Origin of the sequence: Aeromonas sp. Y289-2 (assembly GCF_027705925.1) — a bacterium.
GTDB classification, from domain to species: domain Bacteria; phylum Pseudomonadota; class Gammaproteobacteria; order Enterobacterales; family Aeromonadaceae; genus Aeromonas; species Aeromonas veronii.
In genome coordinates, this window is sequence record NZ_JAPDCH010000001.1 from 707,568 (window position 1) to 724,055 (window position 16,488).

Genomic DNA, 16,488 nt, shown 5'->3' on the forward strand with positions numbered 1-16,488 from the left:
GTCACTGCACTCTACGGGGCGGACTCGGGGCTAGGCAAGTCCAATCAGATGGCGAGTCCACTTTCTTGCGGCTCGCCACAACATCACAGCAAGGGGCTGAAGAGATAGAAGATGTTCTCCATCGCCTTCTTGTACCAGGGGCGGGCCTGCCATTGGGACAGGGTCATCGGGGTGGCTTCCGCCATATAGCCCTGTACCAGCCGGGTCATCTGGGCCACGAACGAGGGGTTGTCCACCAACAGGGTCACCTCGAAGTTGAGCCAGAGGCTGCGCCGATCCAGATTGACCGTCCCCACCAGAGCGAAGTCATCATCCACCAGCACGCTCTTGGTATGGAGCAGACCGGCATCGTAGCGGTAGATCTCCACCCCGGCCGCCAGCAGCTCCTCCATAAAGGCGTTGCAGGCGTAATTGGCCATGATGGAGTCGTTGCGTGCCGGCAACACCAGCTGCACCTGTACCCCGCGCGCCGCTGCCGAACTGAGTGCGGCCGCCAGCGGATCGTCGGGCACGAAGTAAGGGGTCGTCAGCACCAGATGACTGCGCGCCTGATAGATAGCCAGCAACAGGCTCTGCTGGATGCAGTCGCCGCCGACGAAGGGGCCGGACGGGATCAGCTGGGCGCGGTAGTTGGTCTGGGGCCAGGCCTCCGGCTCATGCTGCAGACTGTCGAGAAGCCGCTCGCCGGTCTCCATCTCCCAGTCCCAGACGAAGATCGACCACATCAGCGGCACCATGGGCCCCTGCACCCGGATCATGATGTCGACCCACTGGCCGACACCGGCATCCTGCTTGAAGAAACGGGGATCCACCATGTTCATGGAGCCGGTGTAACCCACCCTGTCATCGATCACCACCAACTTGCGGTGCATCCGCAGATCCTGACGCTGGAACAGAATGCGCCAGGCGCCGACCGGCAGCACCTCCACCAGCTTGACCCCCGCCTTGCGCAGCTTTTTGGGCCAGTGGGAGCGGAAGAACTGCTTGCTGCCCACCGAATCGAGCAGCAAGCGACAATCCACGCCGCGTTGCGCCACTTCAATCAGCGCCTCGCACACCTCGTCGGCATCGCCGCCTGGATGCCAGATGTAGAACTCCAGATAGCAGGAGAGCGTCGAGCGACGGATATCCTGGGCAATCTCGCGCAAGATCCAGTCCGGCTTGTTGAGCAAGGTCATGCGGTTGCCGGAGAGCATCGGCATGGCGAGCCGTCCCTGGATCAGATCGTGCAGCGGCTGTGCCTTGGCGCCCACTTCGCAGCAGTGCTGCGGGAACAGACGGGCCAGTTGACGGATCCAGATGGAATAAGGGCGATACATGGCCTGGGCGCGCTCGGCACGGCGGCGCCCCAGCTTTATTTCACCAAACAGCACATAGAAGCCCACCCCGGCAAACGGAATGGCATAGATCAGCGCCAGCCAGGCCAGCGACACCCCGATGGGACGGCGTTTCATCACCACCCGAAACGACACACCGGTGACAATCACGGTATGAAAAAGCAGTAGCAGCCAACCCAGAAAACGGGAAAACAGCAGTTGAAGATCGTGTTCCAGACCGTTAAACAACGGGGACTCCTTCTAATCGACAAACAGCGCGGTGGGCAGACCCCAACCGGCCGGGATGGTATGCTGTAAGGCAAATCCATTCTATCAGGTCGCACGCATGATCCTGCAATCTATGCTGCTCAGCCTGGCCATGCTAGGCCAAGGCTCATATGACATCAATGAGCAACAGATAAACCAGTACCTGCAATCTCAGGTGCAAGTCGACAAACAGCTGGAGCTGCCGGGCATCATCAAGGCCCATGTGACGCTTGAGCAGAGCGACGTCCAAATCGGTCGCCAACGCCCCGATACCGCCCGGGTCTATGGCAAGGGCAAGCTCAAAATCGCCCTGCCAGACAATACCGAATATGACGCCCGCCTGCAGATGACCTATGAGGCGAGACCCCGCTATGACAAGAGCCAGAGCGCGCTGTTTCTCGATAACATGAAGCTGGTGGAGTACAAGCTGGAGCCGGAGGCGGCCGAGAAGAAGTTCGGGCTGATGCTCAACATGCTGCTGCAGAGCATGGAGAAGCGGCTCGAGACCAAACCGGTCTACAAACTCAATGACAAGGATCCGGATCAGGCGTGGCTGAAGGAGAATCTGCTGGGGCTGGAGCTGTCACCGGGCAAGATCCACCTGCTGACCAAACCCCGCTAAACCGCTCAATTCAGGAGGGGCTGGGTGGTATCCCGTACCAGCAGCTCCACCTGATAACCCTGCTGCTGCTGCCGCTCGTAGAGGGAGAAAAGCGACCCGCTCAATTGATTGAGGGGCATATCGGCAAACCCGGCCTTGAGATAGAAAGGCTTCTCGAAGGGCAGCGCCTGACAGACCACAGGTTTGTCCAACAGACCGTGACAGGCGTGCTGCAGCAGCCGTGACCCCAATCCCAGCGACTGGTAGTGGGGCAACAGGCGAAAGCCGCACAGATGGTAAAACTCCTCCTCGTCCCGCAACCGTACCGCCCCCACCAGCCAGTGAGCATCACGCACGACAAAGATCCGCTCGGCCAGATCCGGCACATAGTGGGAAAACGTCGTCTCGTAATAGTCCCTGATAAGGGAGAGGTCGGCGTCGCAGTACTCTTCGAAAGTGAGTTCCATCGCCAGCTTGCTTGTCACAGACAAATCCTTTGATAATCAGTTATTAGTGCCAGATACGGTGCGCTAATCCGACCACATGACGCCAGCACGATAGCATGCCTTTCGTCAACAAAAAAGCGGACGTCGTGGGCAGCTTGCTTACCCGGTGGAAGAGGCCATGACCCACCGCACGACTGCCAAAACCGTGCTTTATGATGACAATCCTTTATTGCGGCGGATACTTTGATCCCGGTCACCGAATCGGATCATTTGCCCCCTGTTGGCCGCTTGTTCTGCCCTCGTCATGATGCTTTACTCAACATGGTCATCACAAGAAGGAGTATCAGGGTTGAAAGCATGGATGCTGGCAGGCCATATGTTGTTGATCCCCCTGAGCGGATGGAGCCAGACTCCCCCTCCCGCGGAGGTGATCTTCCTGACCGCCGCTCCCTCCCCCTTGCGTCCGGTCAAAGATTCAACTCCCGTCCCACAACCCGACACAGCTCAAACAGCGGCAGTCGCCACCAACGGCAAGAAGCAGATCCAGGTCTATAAATCGGTGCAACAAAACGGGGTGGTTCGCTACTCCGACATGGCGCCCGAACAGGGCCATTACGAGCTGCTGCTGTTCAATGACTGCTTCGCCTGCGACCCCAAATCCAGCGTCAACTGGCAGACCACAGGGCTGTTTCTCTATGACTATGCCAGCACCATCAAGGCAGCCGCCAAAACCTATCAGGTTGAGCCTGCGCTGATCCGGGCGCTGATCCATGCGGAATCGGCTTTCAATCCGCTGGCGGTCTCCCGCAAGGGGGCGATGGGTCTGACCCAGCTGATGCCCGCCACAGCGCGGGAGTTGGGGGTCGGCAATGCCTTGCTGGCGGAGCAGAATATCTTCGGCGGGGTGAAATACCTGGCGGGACTGCTCAAGCAGTATGATGGCAACGTGGCGCTGGCGACCGCGGCCTACAACGCCGGCGCGGGCGCCGTACAAAAACATGGCGGTATCCCTCCCTATGCGGAAACCCGTGCCTATGTGGAGCGCGTCCAGCTCCTCCACCTGCGCTACAAAGAGATGCTGCAGGCCAAAGGGCTCTGAGGTTAGCCTCGGTTAATGCTCTTTTCTTGCCCCTACAGAAACAAAAAACACGCCCGCAGGCGTGTCGATACCACACTTTGTTTCGCAAATGATTACTTCTGCTCAGTCGCCACCAGGCGATAAGCCAGCGCACCCAGAATGGCACCGACAATCGGGGCAACCCAGAACAGCCACAGCTGGCTGATAGCCCAGTCACCGACAAACAGCGCAACACCGGTACTGCGGGCCGGGTTGACCGAGGTATTGGTCACCGGAATGCTGACGAGGTGGATCAGGGTCAGGCACAGACCGATGGCGATCGGCGCGAAACCGGCAGGCGCACGGCTATCAGTGGCGCCCATGATGACGAACAGGAAGAAACCGGTCATCACCACTTCACACACCAGTGCGGCAGTCAGGCTATAACCACCCGGAGAGTGCTCACCGTAGCCGTTGGAAGCAAAACCGGCAGAGAGATCAAACCCGGCCTGACCGCTGGCAATCACGTAAAGCACGGCAGCGGCGGCAATGCCACCCAACACTTGCGCCACGATATAAGGCAGTACACCGGATGCCGGAAAACGACCACCCGCCCACAAGCCGACAGTCACGGCCGGATTGAGGTGGCAACCGGAGATATGGCCGATGGCAAACGCCATGGTCAGCACGGTCAGACCGAAAGCCAGCGAGACCCCCAGCAGACCAATCCCGACGTGAGGGAAGGCTGCAGCCAGCACGGCACTGCCGCACCCGCCCAATACCAGCCAGAAAGTGCCCATAAACTCAGCAGCAACAGGTTTCACATTATTTCTCCCATTTGAGATAACACCGAACAAGACCCGAGAAGGGCCCATGCTTGAACAAGCGCAGCATTATGGGAGTGTGAGTCCAGATTGCGAACCCGGCAGGCAGAGCTCATTGAATGTGATATTCGTCACAATTTGTTGATTAGATAAGGGATTTATCATTAAGACAGCCGGCTGCACATCTCATACCCAAGGGCGTCATGCGACAACTTGTGACACAGTTTAGCTCGAGTGCTCATCCCTTGAGCGATAAAAACGGAGGCGTGGTCAGTCTCCTGCCGGGGCAAAACGGCTGACAACCTGCCCCTGATGCTCAATCCATTCCATAAACATGGCGACGGGACGGGCATAGACCTGACCATCCTGCTCGGATTGATAAATGACCAGCTGCTCCTGGGTTTCGGTATGCAAAGCCAGGGCAAGCACTTGATAGTAACCCCCCTTGAAGTGGCGATAGCGGCCTGGAACGGGTGCTTGCATGGGAAAACCTCGCAGAAGTGAACACCGATGAGCGAACCACATAAAGATGACACCATGAGTGCCAGTCAACTCATCGAAAAGGGGGACGAAGACGATTTTTTACACAAGCCAATCGTGCCACAGGATCCGGATATTGCAACACAGTCAGGCAGCTTTGTTAATTCGTTCCCCATGTTTCACTAGTTAACCTTGGTTAGCACCAAAGATCGTGCTGAATTTAACGTTCTAGCAACCCTGTTTTAGGGCTAAAAATCAGGGAATTCTTCTAAAAAGAGGATTGTTCTAGCATTCAATTCTGTGAAGAATAGGGGAAAAGAAATTTGATACTAAAAATCGCCTTTTTCGCCAACGCGTCCCTGTGGGGAAGGAATCACACTCACCATGTTCACAATCGACAAGTCGCACAAGCTCGACGATGTCTGCTATGACATCCGCGGCCCGGTGCATAAAGAGGCTCGCCGTCTCGAAGACGAAGGCCACCGCATTCTCAAGCTCAACATCGGCAACCCGGCCCCGTTCGGCTTTGATGCGCCGGAAGAGATCATCAAGGATGTGATCCTCAACATGCCGCTGAGCCAGGGCTACTGCGACTCTAAGGGGCTCTTCTCTGCCCGTAAAGCGGTGATGCAGTACTACCAGCAAAAAGGGATGCGCAAGGTCGATATCGACGACATCTACATCGGCAATGGCGCCAGCGAGCTGATCGTGATGGCGATGCAGGCGCTGCTCAACAATGGCGACGAGATGCTGGTGCCCTCCCCTGACTATCCGCTCTGGACCGCCGCCGTCACTCTCTCCGGTGGCCATGCGGTGCACTACCGCTGCGACGAAGGGGCTGACTGGTATCCGGATCTCGACGATATCCGCGCCCGCATTACCCCGCGCACCCGCGGCCTGGTGCTGATCAACCCCAACAACCCGACCGGCGCCGTCTACGGCAGCGAGTTCCTGCTGGAAGTGATCGAGATTGCCCGCCAGCACAACCTCATCATCTTCGCCGACGAGATCTACGACAAGATCCTCTACGACGATATCTCCCACACCAGCGTCTGCACCCTGTGTGACGATGTGATGGTGGTGACCTTCAACGGCCTCTCCAAGGCCTACCGTGCCTGCGGCTTCCGTCAGGGCTGGATGGTCATCACCGGTCCAAAAGGCCGTGCCCGCGGTTACATTGAAGGGCTGGAGATGCTGGCCTCCATGCGACTGTGCGCCAACGTGCCGATGCAGCACGCCATCCAGACTGCGCTTGGCGGCTACCAGAGCATCAACGAGCTGATCCTGCCGGGCGGCCGCCTGCGCAAGCAGCGGGACAAGGCGTGGGAGCTCTTGAACGAGATCCCCGGGGTCTCCTGCGTCAAACCCAAGGGAGCGCTCTACATGTTCCCGCGCCTCGACCCCAAGGTGTATGACATCCGCGACGATCAGAAGATGGTGTTCGACCTGCTGCAACAGGAGAAGCTGCTGCTGGTACAGGGCACCGGCTTCAACTGGCCGGCGCCGGATCACTTCCGGCTGGTGTTTCTGCCCCGCGAAGAGGAGCTGGAGGATGCCATCGGCCGCCTCGCCCGCTTCCTCAAGGGCTACAAGCAGTAAGCAAGGCTCATGAAAAAGGCTCCCGCGGGAGCCTTTTTGTTATCTGTGGTTTTATTCGTGCCATCAGCCGTGCAGCAGGGCACCGGCTACCAGCACCGCCATGGTGATGAGGGCTACGCCGATGATAAAGGGCAGCACCCAGCGCACAAAGCGATCGTAGGGGATCTTGGCGAGCGCCAGACCGGCCACCAGATGGGCGGCGGTGGGGGCGAACAGGTTGATCCAGCCGGAGGCGGACTGATAGGCGGTGATCACCAGATCCCGCGAAATACCGGAGAAGTCCGCCAGCGGCCCCATCAGCGGCATGGAGACAGTCGCCAGCCCCGAGGTGGAGGGGATAAAGAAGCTCAGGATGATGTGCACCAGATAGGCCATCAGGATGAAGACCGACGAGGAGAGTCCGCTCACCAGCCCTTCAGCCCAATGCAGAATGGTGTCGATGATGACGCCCTGCTCCATCACCACATAGATGCCGCGCGCCACCGCTACCACCAGCGCCACCCCGATGAGATCCCGAGCGCCGCTCAGGAAAGTCGCCACATAGTTGGACTCCGGCATCCGGTTGATCAGCGCGATCAGGATGGAGGCGCTGAAGAACAGGGTGGAGAGCTCGTCAAACCACCAGCCAAAGGTGGGCAGCACATCAATCCCCAAATCCGACCAGGGCACCACCGCATAGATCATCAGCAGGAAGGTGCCGAAGAATACCAGCATGGTGAGCTTCTGCTTGCCGGTGAAGGCGAGGTTGCCGCTCTTCATCTGGGAGAACTCGTCGTCATAGGTGATGTCGGCCAGCACGGAGCGGGATTTGTCCTGTTGCACCTGCTTGGCGTAGCGCATCACGAACCAGGAGGCGAAGATCACCAGCAGCAGCCACTGGATGACCCGCAGGCCAATCCCCTCACCGATGGGGATACCGGCAAAACCGGAGGCGATGCCGGTGGCAAACGGGTTGACGGTGGAGGCGAGCACCCCGACCCCGGAGCCAAGCAGGATAATGCCCGCCGCCACCATGCGATCGAAGCCAGCCGCCATCATCACCGGCACGATCAGCGCCCAGAAGGCCACCGTCTCCTCTGCCATGCCGAAGGTGGAGCCGCCGAGAGCAAACAGGGCGATCAACACCGGGATAAGCAACCGCTCACGCCCGGCAAAGCCGCGCACAATGGCCCCCACCCCGGCATCGAGCGCACCGCTTTGCATGGTCACCGCGAGAAAACCACCGATGATGAGCACGAACAGCGCCACGTCGGCCGCCTTGTGAAAGCCCTGAATGGGGGCCTTGAGCACCTCGAACACTCCTTGCGGGTGGGCGGGTAACTCGGTGTAGCTGCCGGGCACCGGCAACAGCCGCTCGTCGCCGCTGTAATCGGCCACGGCCGCTGCCGCCACCGGCTGCTGGGTCTTGGCGGTGACATAGTCATATTTGCCCGCTGGCAGCACCCAGGTGAGGGCGGCCATCAGGGCGATGATAATGAAAAGCAGGGTATAAACAGTGGGGAGTTGGCGCTTCTTGGGCGCCTCGTTTGGAGTGGTCATAGCTTCCGTACCTCGGCAATGCCGTCTGTGATCCGATCAGCGCAAGACTAGCGGGTTTGATATGGGAAAAAGGTGATCGCTGATAATAAAATTCCGCAAATTAGCGGAATGTTTGCCAAAAAAACAGGGCCCCGCGGGGCCCTGTTTTCACTTGAGTCAGACTCAGAGCTCGACCACGTCGAATTTCACGTCCGGATTCACATCCGCATCGTAATCGACCTCATCCAGACCGAAACCGAACAGGCGCAGGAACTCCTGCTTATAACCGGTGTAATCGGTCAATTCGGAGAGGTTTTCGCTGGTGATGGATGGCCACAGGTCGCGGCAGGTCTGCTGCACATCTTCACGCAGTTCCCAGTCATCCATGCGGATGCGAGCCTGATCGTCCAGCGCCATGTCGGACGCGTAGAGACGGGTGCGCATCATGCGGTCCACCTGCTCCATGCAACCCTCGTGAATGCCCTTCTCCTTCATGATCTTGAAGGCCATGGAGATATAGAGCGGCATCACCGGAATGGCGGAAGAGGCCTGGGTCACCACGGATTTCAGCACGGCCACGTGAGCGGTGCCGCCCTTGGCAGCCAGATCGCCACGGATGGCTGCAGCGGCGCGGTCCAGATCTTCCTTGGCGCGGCCCAGAGTGCCATGCCAGTAGATTGGCCAGGTCAGATCGGTACCGATGTAGGAGTAGGCCACGGACTTGGCGCCGTCAGCCAGCACGCCAGCATCACGCAGGGCAGCCATCCACAGCTCCCAATCCTGACCGCCCATCACTGTGATGGTGTTCTGGATCTCTTCCTCGTTCGCCGGCTCGACGGTGGCGGTGATGATCTGGTCCTTGTTGGTATCGATGGCGGTGGTGGTGTAGACCTCGCCGATCGGTTTGAGGGCAGAGCGCACAACTTCGCCGGTTTCCGGCATCTTGCGCACCGGAGAGGCCAGGGAGTAGACAACCAGATCAATCTGACCCAGATCCTGCTTGATAAGCTCGATCACCTTGGCGCGGCACTCGTTGGAGAAGGCATCGCCGTTGACGCTCTTGGCGTAGAGACCCGCCTCTTTGGCGGCCTTGTCGAAGGCGGCAGAGTTGTACCAGCCAGCGGTACCGGTCTTGGACTCGGTGCCCGCTTTTTCAAAGAAGACGCCGAGGGTGGCGGCGCCGCTACCGAAGGCAGCCGCAATCCGGGAGGCCAGGCCATAACCGGTGGAAGCGCCGATCACCAGCACCTTCTTGGGACCATTCTCGATGGTGCCCTTGGCCTTGGTATAAGCGATCTGGCGACGAACATTGGCTTCACAACCGACCGGATGAGTGGTGGTGCAGATAAAGCCGCGAACCTTGGGTTTGATGATCATATGGGGTCTCGGATCCGTTTAATGGATGAAATCGGGGCATAAGATACCTCATCTTGCCGCGATAAGGTGCTCTGATGTGTTGAACTGCGGCAAAAATGGCCATTCAGGGTGACGGCTGCCGTCAAAAATGCACAATTTTTCGGAAAGCGTCACTTCATCAGTCCGGTAATTAATCTCCCCATATCTATGGAAACCTATGACATGTTTCAACGCAGGTGCAGTACGACCAACATGATACAAAAAGGCCCCGAACTCTCGGGGCCTGGGGGTAATGTCATCGAATTATATCAAGCGGCATGTGAGCGCCATTTAAAATGATTAATCTGTGTTCTCATTGACTTGGCCATCTCATCAAGACGCTGACACTTGGCCGATACATGGGCTGCCGAATCCGAGGTATGTACTGCGATATCGGCAATATTGACCATGCTGCGCGTCATCTCTTCGGTGACTTTGCTTTGCTCTTCGGCTGCAGCAGCGACTTGCACATTGAGATTATTCAGATCATCCACCGCACTCACAATTTCTTCCAAAGAGACGCCGCAGGTCAGCATCAGGGTGTTCGTCTTCTCCACTTCAGATAATCCGATATTCATACTATCAACAGCCATAGTTGCATTCTGTTGCAGGCGATTGACGGTATTCTGGATTTCTCCGGTAGAATTTTGGGTGCGCTGAGCAAGTACCCGGACTTCATCAGCAACCACCGCGAAACCGCGCCCCTGCTCACCAGCTCTGGCGGCTTCAATTGCCGCATTCAGTGCCAGTAAATTGGTTTGTTCGGCAATCGAGCGAATAACCCCCATCACTTGGGTAATGTTATTGCTTTCGATGGCCAGGTTTTGCAGCACAGTGGATGTATTTTGCAATTGACCAGAGACCAGAGCCATATTCCCAATGGTCTCTTTGACAACCGCTTGCCCCTCTTCTGCCTTGTTTTCAGCCTGACGGGCGGCAATTGCAGCACTATTTGTATTTTGGGCGATTTCGTTAACCGTTGCGCTCATCTCATTCATCGCCGCAGCGCTCTGATCTGTCTCCAGACGCTGCTGGGCCATTTGTTCAGCACTGGTTAGCCCCAGCTCGTTCAGTGCATCGGCGCCTGTCGATAACTGTTCAGCCACGTCATCCATTTCGCCAATCAATCTGCGGAAATGGCTAACCATATCATTCAGCGCCCGAGCGACTTGCCCCAATTCATCTTCCCGAATGACGGGGACGGTGACGGTCAAATCCTGCTCATGCTGCAATTTGTAAAGTGCTCTGCGCAAAGCGGTGAGCGGTTGACTGATCCCGCGAAAAATCCAGATCCCCAGCACGGATAAAGCGAACAGGGCAATCCCGGTGATGGAGAGGAAGGCAAATGAAAAATCAACGGCCAGACTTTCCAGGGTACCAACATGCTCATCTGCAAATCTCAGTTGGAGTTCAACCAGCTTGCCCAGCGCCTCATTAAAAGGATCAACCGTGCTGTATAACTGATGAATTGCCTTATCAAGAGGAGCTTTTAATGAAAGATCACTCTTAATACCATCCAGTGTAATGTCGGCTTTGTTCATCAATACCTGGGCAGACTCCGCAATCGCCCGCTCCTCCGCAGACATCTTCTGGGCCATGTAACGCTTCCATTCCGTTGCTGCTTTTAACTGCGCTTCAGTAACGGAACGTTTTGCTTCTTCACGGGTGATTAATCCAACATGCGCTTTATTGATCGCATCAACGACACTGACCGCATATAAGTCTGAAATCAGCTTCAGTTCGGATAACTGCTGCACCTCCTCTTCATTCACCTGATGGGCAGCCTGATTCATCAGGCGCATCCCCCAAAGGGAGAGAGTGCACAGCAAAATCATACAAAACAGCGGTACCACAACCAGCATCAATAATTTGCTACGAACCGAGATCCCTTTCATGGTGTCGTCCTCATACTCAGGCCACTGGTCGTTTAATATGCAATTGATACACCAAGCATCACGCGACCACTCATTTCAATACAATCACCCGCTTACCTCATTAAAAAGCGCGGTCTGTGCACCATAGTGCAATGCAAGTTGCAACCTGTTCGCAAAACCAGACCTTAAACACATCACCGCAGGAGAAGGGCTAATGCCCTTATTGATAATGCGCTTTTTGAGTCTATTCATCATTTCGTTGATGTCTAATCTTCGCAAAGCAAAATCCGTAGCGCGTTGCAGCCTGCGTCATCCATGCACTGATGGCGGCAACGTCCACGAAACTAGCAGGCAATGCGGGTGATGTGGCCATCCTGCAGCTTATAGAAGGCATCTTGTGGCAACTCCTGTGACCAGGTCGCCTTATAGTCGAGATCGGCATAGACGCCGCGCAACATGGCACCGAGCAGACCGTGGGAGATAACAATGGCCCGCTCGGCGATGGCGGGATCCTGCAACCACTGGTGTGCCCGGCGCTGAATGCTCTCGAAGCTCTCGGCCCCCGGTGCCAGCAGATACCAGTCCCCCTTGCCGGTATCGAGTTCGGGGTGGGCAAGGCGCAGCGCCGGTATCTGGCAGCTCTCCCACTCCCCCATGCCCAGCTCCATCAAGCGATCGTCCCAGACGATGCGATCCGCCGCCAGCCCCAACTGCTCGCACACCAGCAGCGCAGTCTGACGGGCACGCCCGAGCGGGCTGGCATAGACGGTCCAGCGGGCGGGATCCGCCAGTTCGGCGGCAAGGCGCCGCCCCATGGCGATGGCTTGCGCCTCCCCCTTGTCGGTCAGATCGGAGTTGCAACGCCCCTGCAGACGCTGCTCGGCATTGAAGCGGGTCTGGCCATGGCGCAGCAGATAGATGAGTCGAGACATGATTTCTCCAGCACGTTCAGAGAGATAGAAAAATAAAGGGGGAGATGATAGCAGATGAGCCAGAAGGATGGCCCAAACAGAGAGGCTAAAGCGGGCGTAAAAAACGGGTCAAGGCTGACCCGTTTGCTGCCAATTTGGCCAGAGTGTATCGGCTCAGCCCTTCTTGATCTCCCGCAGATAGCGGTAGATGGAGTGGACCGAAATGCCGAGCTGGCGCGCCGCAATCTGGGCACTGTCTTTTAACTCGAAGATCCCCATGTCGTGCAGCTGGTTGACGATAACCCGAGTCTTCTGGGACGGAGGCACCGCCTCGTTGCCACGCACCTCGGCACTGACGGTGTCGATGGTGCTGTTGAGCGCTTCGTCGATGTTGCGGGCAAACACCTCCGGGGTGGCATGGCTCTCGTGGGGATGCATGCACTCCGGCATCATGGTGCGCAGCACAGATTGCAACGGGGCATCCATGTCGCTGTTGATACAGAGCAACCCGATGGCCCTGTGCTCCCCGTTGCGGATCACGGTCGTGATGGAGCGCAGGGTCTTGCCGGTGGCACACTTGGTCATGTAGGGGCTGGAGATATCCTGCCCGCTCTTGAGCTTCATCATCGCCAGGTTGGTGATGGGGGCGCCGACACTGCGGCCGGTGATATGGCCGTTGGCAATCTTGACGATCGAGGGATTGCGCGCATCCAGACTGTGGAGCAGCACTTCGGTGTGCTGACCATACATGGCGGCGATGCCATCCACTATGTTCTCCATCGACTTGAGGATCTCAAAATCGCTCGGACTCAACTCTTGCAGCTTCACAATGGGACCTTCTTGCAAGGGTTGCTGCCGGACAATGGGCGCCGAGCAGCAACCGACAGGGACATCAGGCGGACATGATATCAATAATGGTGCTGTCTGTGGCAGACATGCCCTCCTTCACCATCTGGCCGACGTTGCGGATGGTCTGATCCACGTCGCCGGCGACGATCCCCTGCCCCGACACCGAGTGGCTGTTGAGGGCCATCAGGAAACCGCGCACCGCCGCGCCGGAGGAGGTACTCACCTTCATGGCGCAGGAGGCCTTAGCCCCGTCGCACACCATGCCGGCACTGTCGCTCAGCACATTCTGGATGGCGAAGCAGGATTGCTCGAAGCTGCCGCCCGCCAGATAGACCATGGCCATGGAGGCGGCCGCGCTGGTCACGGTATTGCCACAGAAGGCCGACAGCGGCGGATAGTGGGACTTGATATAGATGGCACCCAGATGGCTCATGATGAGGGCGCGAGCCAGCTGCTCTTCGCTGGCTGCAAAGCGCTCGGCAATCACCATCACCGGAATGGTGGCGGCAATGCCCTGGTTGCCGCTGCCGAAGTTGCTCATGGCTGGCAGGGTCGCGCCCCCCATGCGGGCATCGGAGGCGGCCGCCGTCATCATCACGATGCGGTTCATAACATCCTCGCCGATAAGACCGGCATTGATGTTCTGCTGCATGGTGCGCCCAATCTCGAGGCCATAGGGGTTGTTCATCCCCTCGGCGGAGAGCTTGCCGTTGAGCTCCGAGGCTTTGAGGATGAACCTGATCTGCTCGAACTTCACCTGGGTGGCGAACTCGTAGATGGCGGCGATGCTGATATCTACCCCGTCGCAGATGGAGCCGGTGGCACCGCCCTGGCTCTGATCGGCGGTGAAGGTCACCTCGCCATCGCGGCGCTGCTCGACGATGCGGGTATGACCGCCGCACAGGGTCACTTCGGCGCTGTGTTCTTCACCCTTGTCATCAGTGCCATAAACGGTCACGCGGCAGAAGATAAACTCGGGGGCGGCGGTGCGGCTCACCTGCACCTTGCCGGCATCGATCAGCTGCTGGGCACGATCCACCTGTGCTGGCTGGATCGCGGCCAGCACCTCCAGCCCGGCATCGGCGTTGCCACCGATGGCACCGGCCGCGGCCGCAATGGCCAGACCGATCTTGCCGGTCCCCGGCACATAAACACCCATCGAGTTTTTATAGAGATTGTCTGACACCGCAACCTCGAGGCGACCGGGCTCACACCCCAGTTGCCGGGTGGCGACCGCTGCGGCATAGGCGGCGGCGATTGGCTCGGTACAACCCAGCGCTGGTTTGACAACCTGTTGAATAATCTGCAGATACTGCTGCCACGCTTGTTTCATCACTTGAACCTTTTTATCAGCATTAACGAGCGATATGGGCGATCGCTTCCACTTCAACCTTGACGCCCATCGGCAGATCCTTCACTGCGAAGCAGCTGCGCGCCGGACAATCTTTCTGGAAATAGGCTTTATAGACCTCGTTGAACGCGGCAAAATCGCTGATCTCGGCGAGGTAGCAGGTGGTTTTGAGCACGGTATCCAGCGAGCCGCCAGCGGCTTCCAGCACGGATTTCAGGTTTTCCAGTGACTGGCGGGTCTGGGCGGCAATCCCCCCTTCCACCACACCACCCTGCTGCTTGCAGACCGGCAACTGACCGGAGGTAAAGATAAGGTCGCCATAGGCAGTGCCGTGGCTGTAGGGACCGATAGCGTCAGGTGCCGCTGCTGCTGTGATGATGCGTTTCATATAGCCACTCCTGTTTGTGCAATTTTTTTTGCAATCATGAATCTCATTCCGTTCAACATTATTTGCTTTTTATTTTATCCATTCAACAAAAAGATACAAAAATGGCGTTTAAAGGCACCTTTCGGCCTCAATATAAACCGTGATCACCATCCTGATTTGAACAAAAGTACTCTTATGGGCATTGTTTATGACAGTTTCATTCAACTATATTTGCGCCGCTTTCCCACATCCCTACAAAAAAGAAGGTTTTAATGGACGCGCATAGCACTACACTCGCCAGCCCCGTGATGGGCACGCTGGAATGGAAAGAAGCGGTTCGCTTCGACAGCACCGACTGGGGCTGGATCATCATGAGCATCGGCATGGCCATCGGCGCAGGGATCGTCTTCCTGCCGGTACAGGTGGGTCTGATGGGCTTGTGGGTCTTTCTGCTCTCGGCGGTGATCGGCTACCCCGCCATGTACATGTTCCAGCGCCTCTTTATCAACACCCTGGCCACTTCGCCGGAGTGCAAGGATTACCCCAGCGTCATCACCGGCTACCTTGGCAAGAACTGGGGTGTGCTGCTCGGCGCACTCTACTTCGTGATGCTGGTGATCTGGGTCTTCGTCTACTCCACCGCCATCACCAATGACAGCGCCTCCTTCCTGCAGAGCTTCGGCGTTACCGACGGCCTGCTCTCCGAAAACCCGCTCTACGGTCTGGTGCTGATCTGCGGTCTGGTGGCACTGGCGTCGCGCGGCGAGAACCTGCTGTTCAAGATCTCCACCTTTATGGTGCTGACCAAGATCAGCGTGGTGGCAGTGCTCGGCCTGATGATGGTGGACAAATGGGATGCGGCCAACATCACCGCCATGCCCGCTGCCGGTGACTGGATGAAGGATGCCATCATCATGCTGCCCTTTACCCTCACCTCCATCCTCTTTATCCAGAGCCTGAGCCCCATGGTGATCTCCTACCGCTCGCGGGAAAAGTCGCTGGAAGTAGCCCGCTTTAAGGCGATGCGCGCCATGAATATCGCCTTCGGCATCCTGTTTGTGGTGGTGTTCTTCTACGCGGTCTCCTTCACTCTGGCCATGGGCCACGATCAGGCGGTCAAAGCCTCTGAAGAGAATATCTCCGCACTGGCGATGGTAGCCCAGGGGATGCCCGGCCAGACCCTCAAGCTCCTGAGCCTCACCCTCAACATCTTTGCGGTAATGACCGCCTACTTCGGCGTTTACCTCGGTTTCCGTGAAGCCTGTCAGGGTCTGGCGATGAACCTGTTGCACCGAGTGCTGCCGGAAAACCGCATCAATAAAGGATTGGTAGGCAAAGGGATCATGGTCTTTACCGTCATGCTCTCCTGGGGTGCCATCGTGCTCAACGCACCGGTACTGAGCTTCACCTCCATCTGCAGCCCCATCTTCGGCATGGTGGGTTGCCTCATCCCGGCCTATCTGGTCTATCAGGTACCGGCGCTGCACAAGTACAAGGGCACTTCCCTCTACATCATCATCGTCACCGGCCTGCTGCTCTGCGTCTCGCCCTTCCTGGCGTTCAACTGATCGGTTTCCCCTTATCGACCGCGGGTCACCTTCGGGTGGCCCGTTTTCTATTGGTGCGGCTGACC

At 57.6% G+C, this 16,488-nt stretch carries 15 protein-coding genes; 4 read left to right on the plus strand and 11 right to left on the minus strand.

Going from position 1 to position 16,488, the window contains the following annotated elements; genetic code table 11:
• Positions 1 to 83: 83 nt before the first annotated feature.
• Complete coding sequence (gene cls / locus OKC43_RS03050) at positions 84 to 1,565, minus strand: cardiolipin synthase (protein WP_270803852.1); 1,482 nt, start codon at positions 1,563 to 1,565, stop codon at positions 84 to 86.
• Positions 1,566 to 1,662: 97 nt separating this feature from the next.
• On the opposite strand from cls, the gene OKC43_RS03055 reads away from it, so the two are divergent.
• Positions 1,663 to 2,205, plus strand: coding sequence for a DUF1439 domain-containing protein (locus tag OKC43_RS03055; RefSeq protein WP_005353308.1), 543 nt, complete (start codon positions 1,663 to 1,665; stop codon positions 2,203 to 2,205).
• A 5-nt stretch (positions 2,206 to 2,210) separates the two neighbouring features.
• On the opposite strand, the gene OKC43_RS03060 is transcribed toward OKC43_RS03055, so the two are convergent.
• Complete coding sequence (locus tag OKC43_RS03060; RefSeq protein WP_041980377.1) at positions 2,211 to 2,651, minus strand: GNAT family N-acetyltransferase; 441 nt, start codon at positions 2,649 to 2,651, stop codon at positions 2,211 to 2,213.
• Positions 2,652 to 2,979: 328 nt separating this feature from the next.
• On the opposite strand from OKC43_RS03060, the gene OKC43_RS03065 reads away from it, so the two are divergent.
• Positions 2,980 to 3,729 (plus strand): lytic transglycosylase domain-containing protein, encoded by a 750-nt coding sequence (locus OKC43_RS03065; RefSeq protein ID WP_372587234.1) that lies wholly within the window; start codon positions 2,980 to 2,982, stop codon positions 3,727 to 3,729.
• 92 nt (positions 3,730 to 3,821) lie between these two features.
• Here OKC43_RS03065 and aqpZ read toward each other — a convergent pair whose 3' ends face one another.
• Positions 3,822 to 4,511, minus strand: a complete 690-nt coding sequence (gene aqpZ / locus OKC43_RS03070) for an aquaporin Z (RefSeq protein ID WP_005361747.1) — start codon at positions 4,509 to 4,511, stop codon at positions 3,822 to 3,824.
• A gap of 270 nt (positions 4,512 to 4,781) precedes the next feature.
• Positions 4,782 to 4,994, minus strand: a complete 213-nt coding sequence (locus OKC43_RS03075) for a DUF1653 domain-containing protein (protein ID WP_005334366.1) — start codon at positions 4,992 to 4,994, stop codon at positions 4,782 to 4,784.
• Between the two features lie 381 nt (positions 4,995 to 5,375).
• Here OKC43_RS03075 and OKC43_RS03080 point away from each other — a divergent pair, with 381 nt between their 5' ends.
• Complete coding sequence (locus OKC43_RS03080) at positions 5,376 to 6,590, plus strand: pyridoxal phosphate-dependent aminotransferase (protein WP_005334367.1); 1,215 nt, start codon at positions 5,376 to 5,378, stop codon at positions 6,588 to 6,590.
• A gap of 63 nt (positions 6,591 to 6,653) precedes the next feature.
• Here OKC43_RS03080 and OKC43_RS03085 read toward each other — a convergent pair whose 3' ends face one another.
• The 7 genes from OKC43_RS03085 to OKC43_RS03115 form a co-directional block, all read right to left on the minus strand.
• Complete coding sequence (locus OKC43_RS03085) at positions 6,654 to 8,129, minus strand: YfcC family protein (protein WP_108613152.1); 1,476 nt, start codon at positions 8,127 to 8,129, stop codon at positions 6,654 to 6,656.
• Between the two features lie 162 nt (positions 8,130 to 8,291).
• Complete coding sequence (gene fabV, locus OKC43_RS03090; RefSeq protein WP_005361765.1) at positions 8,292 to 9,485, minus strand: enoyl-ACP reductase FabV; 1,194 nt, start codon at positions 9,483 to 9,485, stop codon at positions 8,292 to 8,294.
• A gap of 287 nt (positions 9,486 to 9,772) precedes the next feature.
• Positions 9,773 to 11,398, minus strand: coding sequence for a methyl-accepting chemotaxis protein (locus OKC43_RS03095; protein ID WP_270803853.1), 1,626 nt, complete (start codon positions 11,396 to 11,398; stop codon positions 9,773 to 9,775).
• Between the two features lie 323 nt (positions 11,399 to 11,721).
• The gene (locus OKC43_RS03100; protein ID WP_270803854.1) at positions 11,722 to 12,309 is read right to left on the minus strand and encodes a histidine phosphatase family protein; all 588 of its coding nucleotides are present in this window, start codon (positions 12,307 to 12,309) and stop codon (positions 11,722 to 11,724) included.
• Between the two features lie 153 nt (positions 12,310 to 12,462).
• Positions 12,463 to 13,116 (minus strand): helix-turn-helix transcriptional regulator, encoded by a 654-nt coding sequence (locus OKC43_RS03105; RefSeq protein WP_005334376.1) that lies wholly within the window; start codon positions 13,114 to 13,116, stop codon positions 12,463 to 12,465.
• Positions 13,117 to 13,180: 64 nt separating this feature from the next.
• Positions 13,181 to 14,470 carry an L-cysteine desulfidase family protein gene (locus OKC43_RS03110; RefSeq protein WP_270803855.1) on the minus strand — a complete coding sequence of 430 codons (1,290 nt, stop codon included), beginning with the start codon at positions 14,468 to 14,470 and terminating at the stop codon, positions 13,181 to 13,183.
• Positions 14,471 to 14,492: 22 nt separating this feature from the next.
• Positions 14,493 to 14,876, minus strand: coding sequence for a Rid family detoxifying hydrolase (locus OKC43_RS03115; RefSeq protein ID WP_005344164.1), 384 nt, complete (start codon positions 14,874 to 14,876; stop codon positions 14,493 to 14,495).
• 251 nt (positions 14,877 to 15,127) lie between these two features.
• Between OKC43_RS03115 and OKC43_RS03120 the strand changes: the two genes are divergently transcribed.
• Complete coding sequence (locus OKC43_RS03120; RefSeq protein WP_270803856.1) at positions 15,128 to 16,423, plus strand: hypothetical protein; 1,296 nt, start codon at positions 15,128 to 15,130, stop codon at positions 16,421 to 16,423.
• Positions 16,424 to 16,488: the final 65 nt, after the last annotated feature.

What these genes read in the sequence shown, in the direction of transcription:
- OKC43_RS03055 (WP_005353308.1), top strand. Translation starts at nt 1,663, where the DNA reads ATGATCCTGCAATCTATGCTGCTCAGCCTGGCCATGCTAGGCCAAGGC.
- OKC43_RS03060 (WP_041980377.1), bottom strand. Translation starts at nt 2,651, where the DNA reads ATGGAACTCACTTTCGAAGAGTACTGCGACGCCGACCTCTCCCTTATC.
- OKC43_RS03075 (WP_005334366.1), bottom strand. Translation starts at nt 4,994, where the DNA reads ATGCAAGCACCCGTTCCAGGCCGCTATCGCCACTTCAAGGGGGGTTAC.
- OKC43_RS03080 (WP_005334367.1), top strand. Translation starts at nt 5,376, where the DNA reads ATGTTCACAATCGACAAGTCGCACAAGCTCGACGATGTCTGCTATGAC.
- OKC43_RS03085 (WP_108613152.1), bottom strand. Translation starts at nt 8,129, where the DNA reads ATGACCACTCCAAACGAGGCGCCCAAGAAGCGCCAACTCCCCACTGTT.
- fabV (WP_005361765.1), bottom strand. Translation starts at nt 9,485, where the DNA reads ATGATCATCAAACCCAAGGTTCGCGGCTTTATCTGCACCACCACTCAT.
- OKC43_RS03095 (WP_270803853.1), bottom strand. Translation starts at nt 11,398, where the DNA reads ATGAAAGGGATCTCGGTTCGTAGCAAATTATTGATGCTGGTTGTGGTA.
- OKC43_RS03100 (WP_270803854.1), bottom strand. Translation starts at nt 12,309, where the DNA reads ATGTCTCGACTCATCTATCTGCTGCGCCATGGCCAGACCCGCTTCAAT.
- OKC43_RS03110 (WP_270803855.1), bottom strand. Translation starts at nt 14,470, where the DNA reads ATGAAACAAGCGTGGCAGCAGTATCTGCAGATTATTCAACAGGTTGTC.
- OKC43_RS03115 (WP_005344164.1), bottom strand. Translation starts at nt 14,876, where the DNA reads ATGAAACGCATCATCACAGCAGCAGCGGCACCTGACGCTATCGGTCCC.
- OKC43_RS03120 (WP_270803856.1), top strand. Translation starts at nt 15,128, where the DNA reads ATGGACGCGCATAGCACTACACTCGCCAGCCCCGTGATGGGCACGCTG.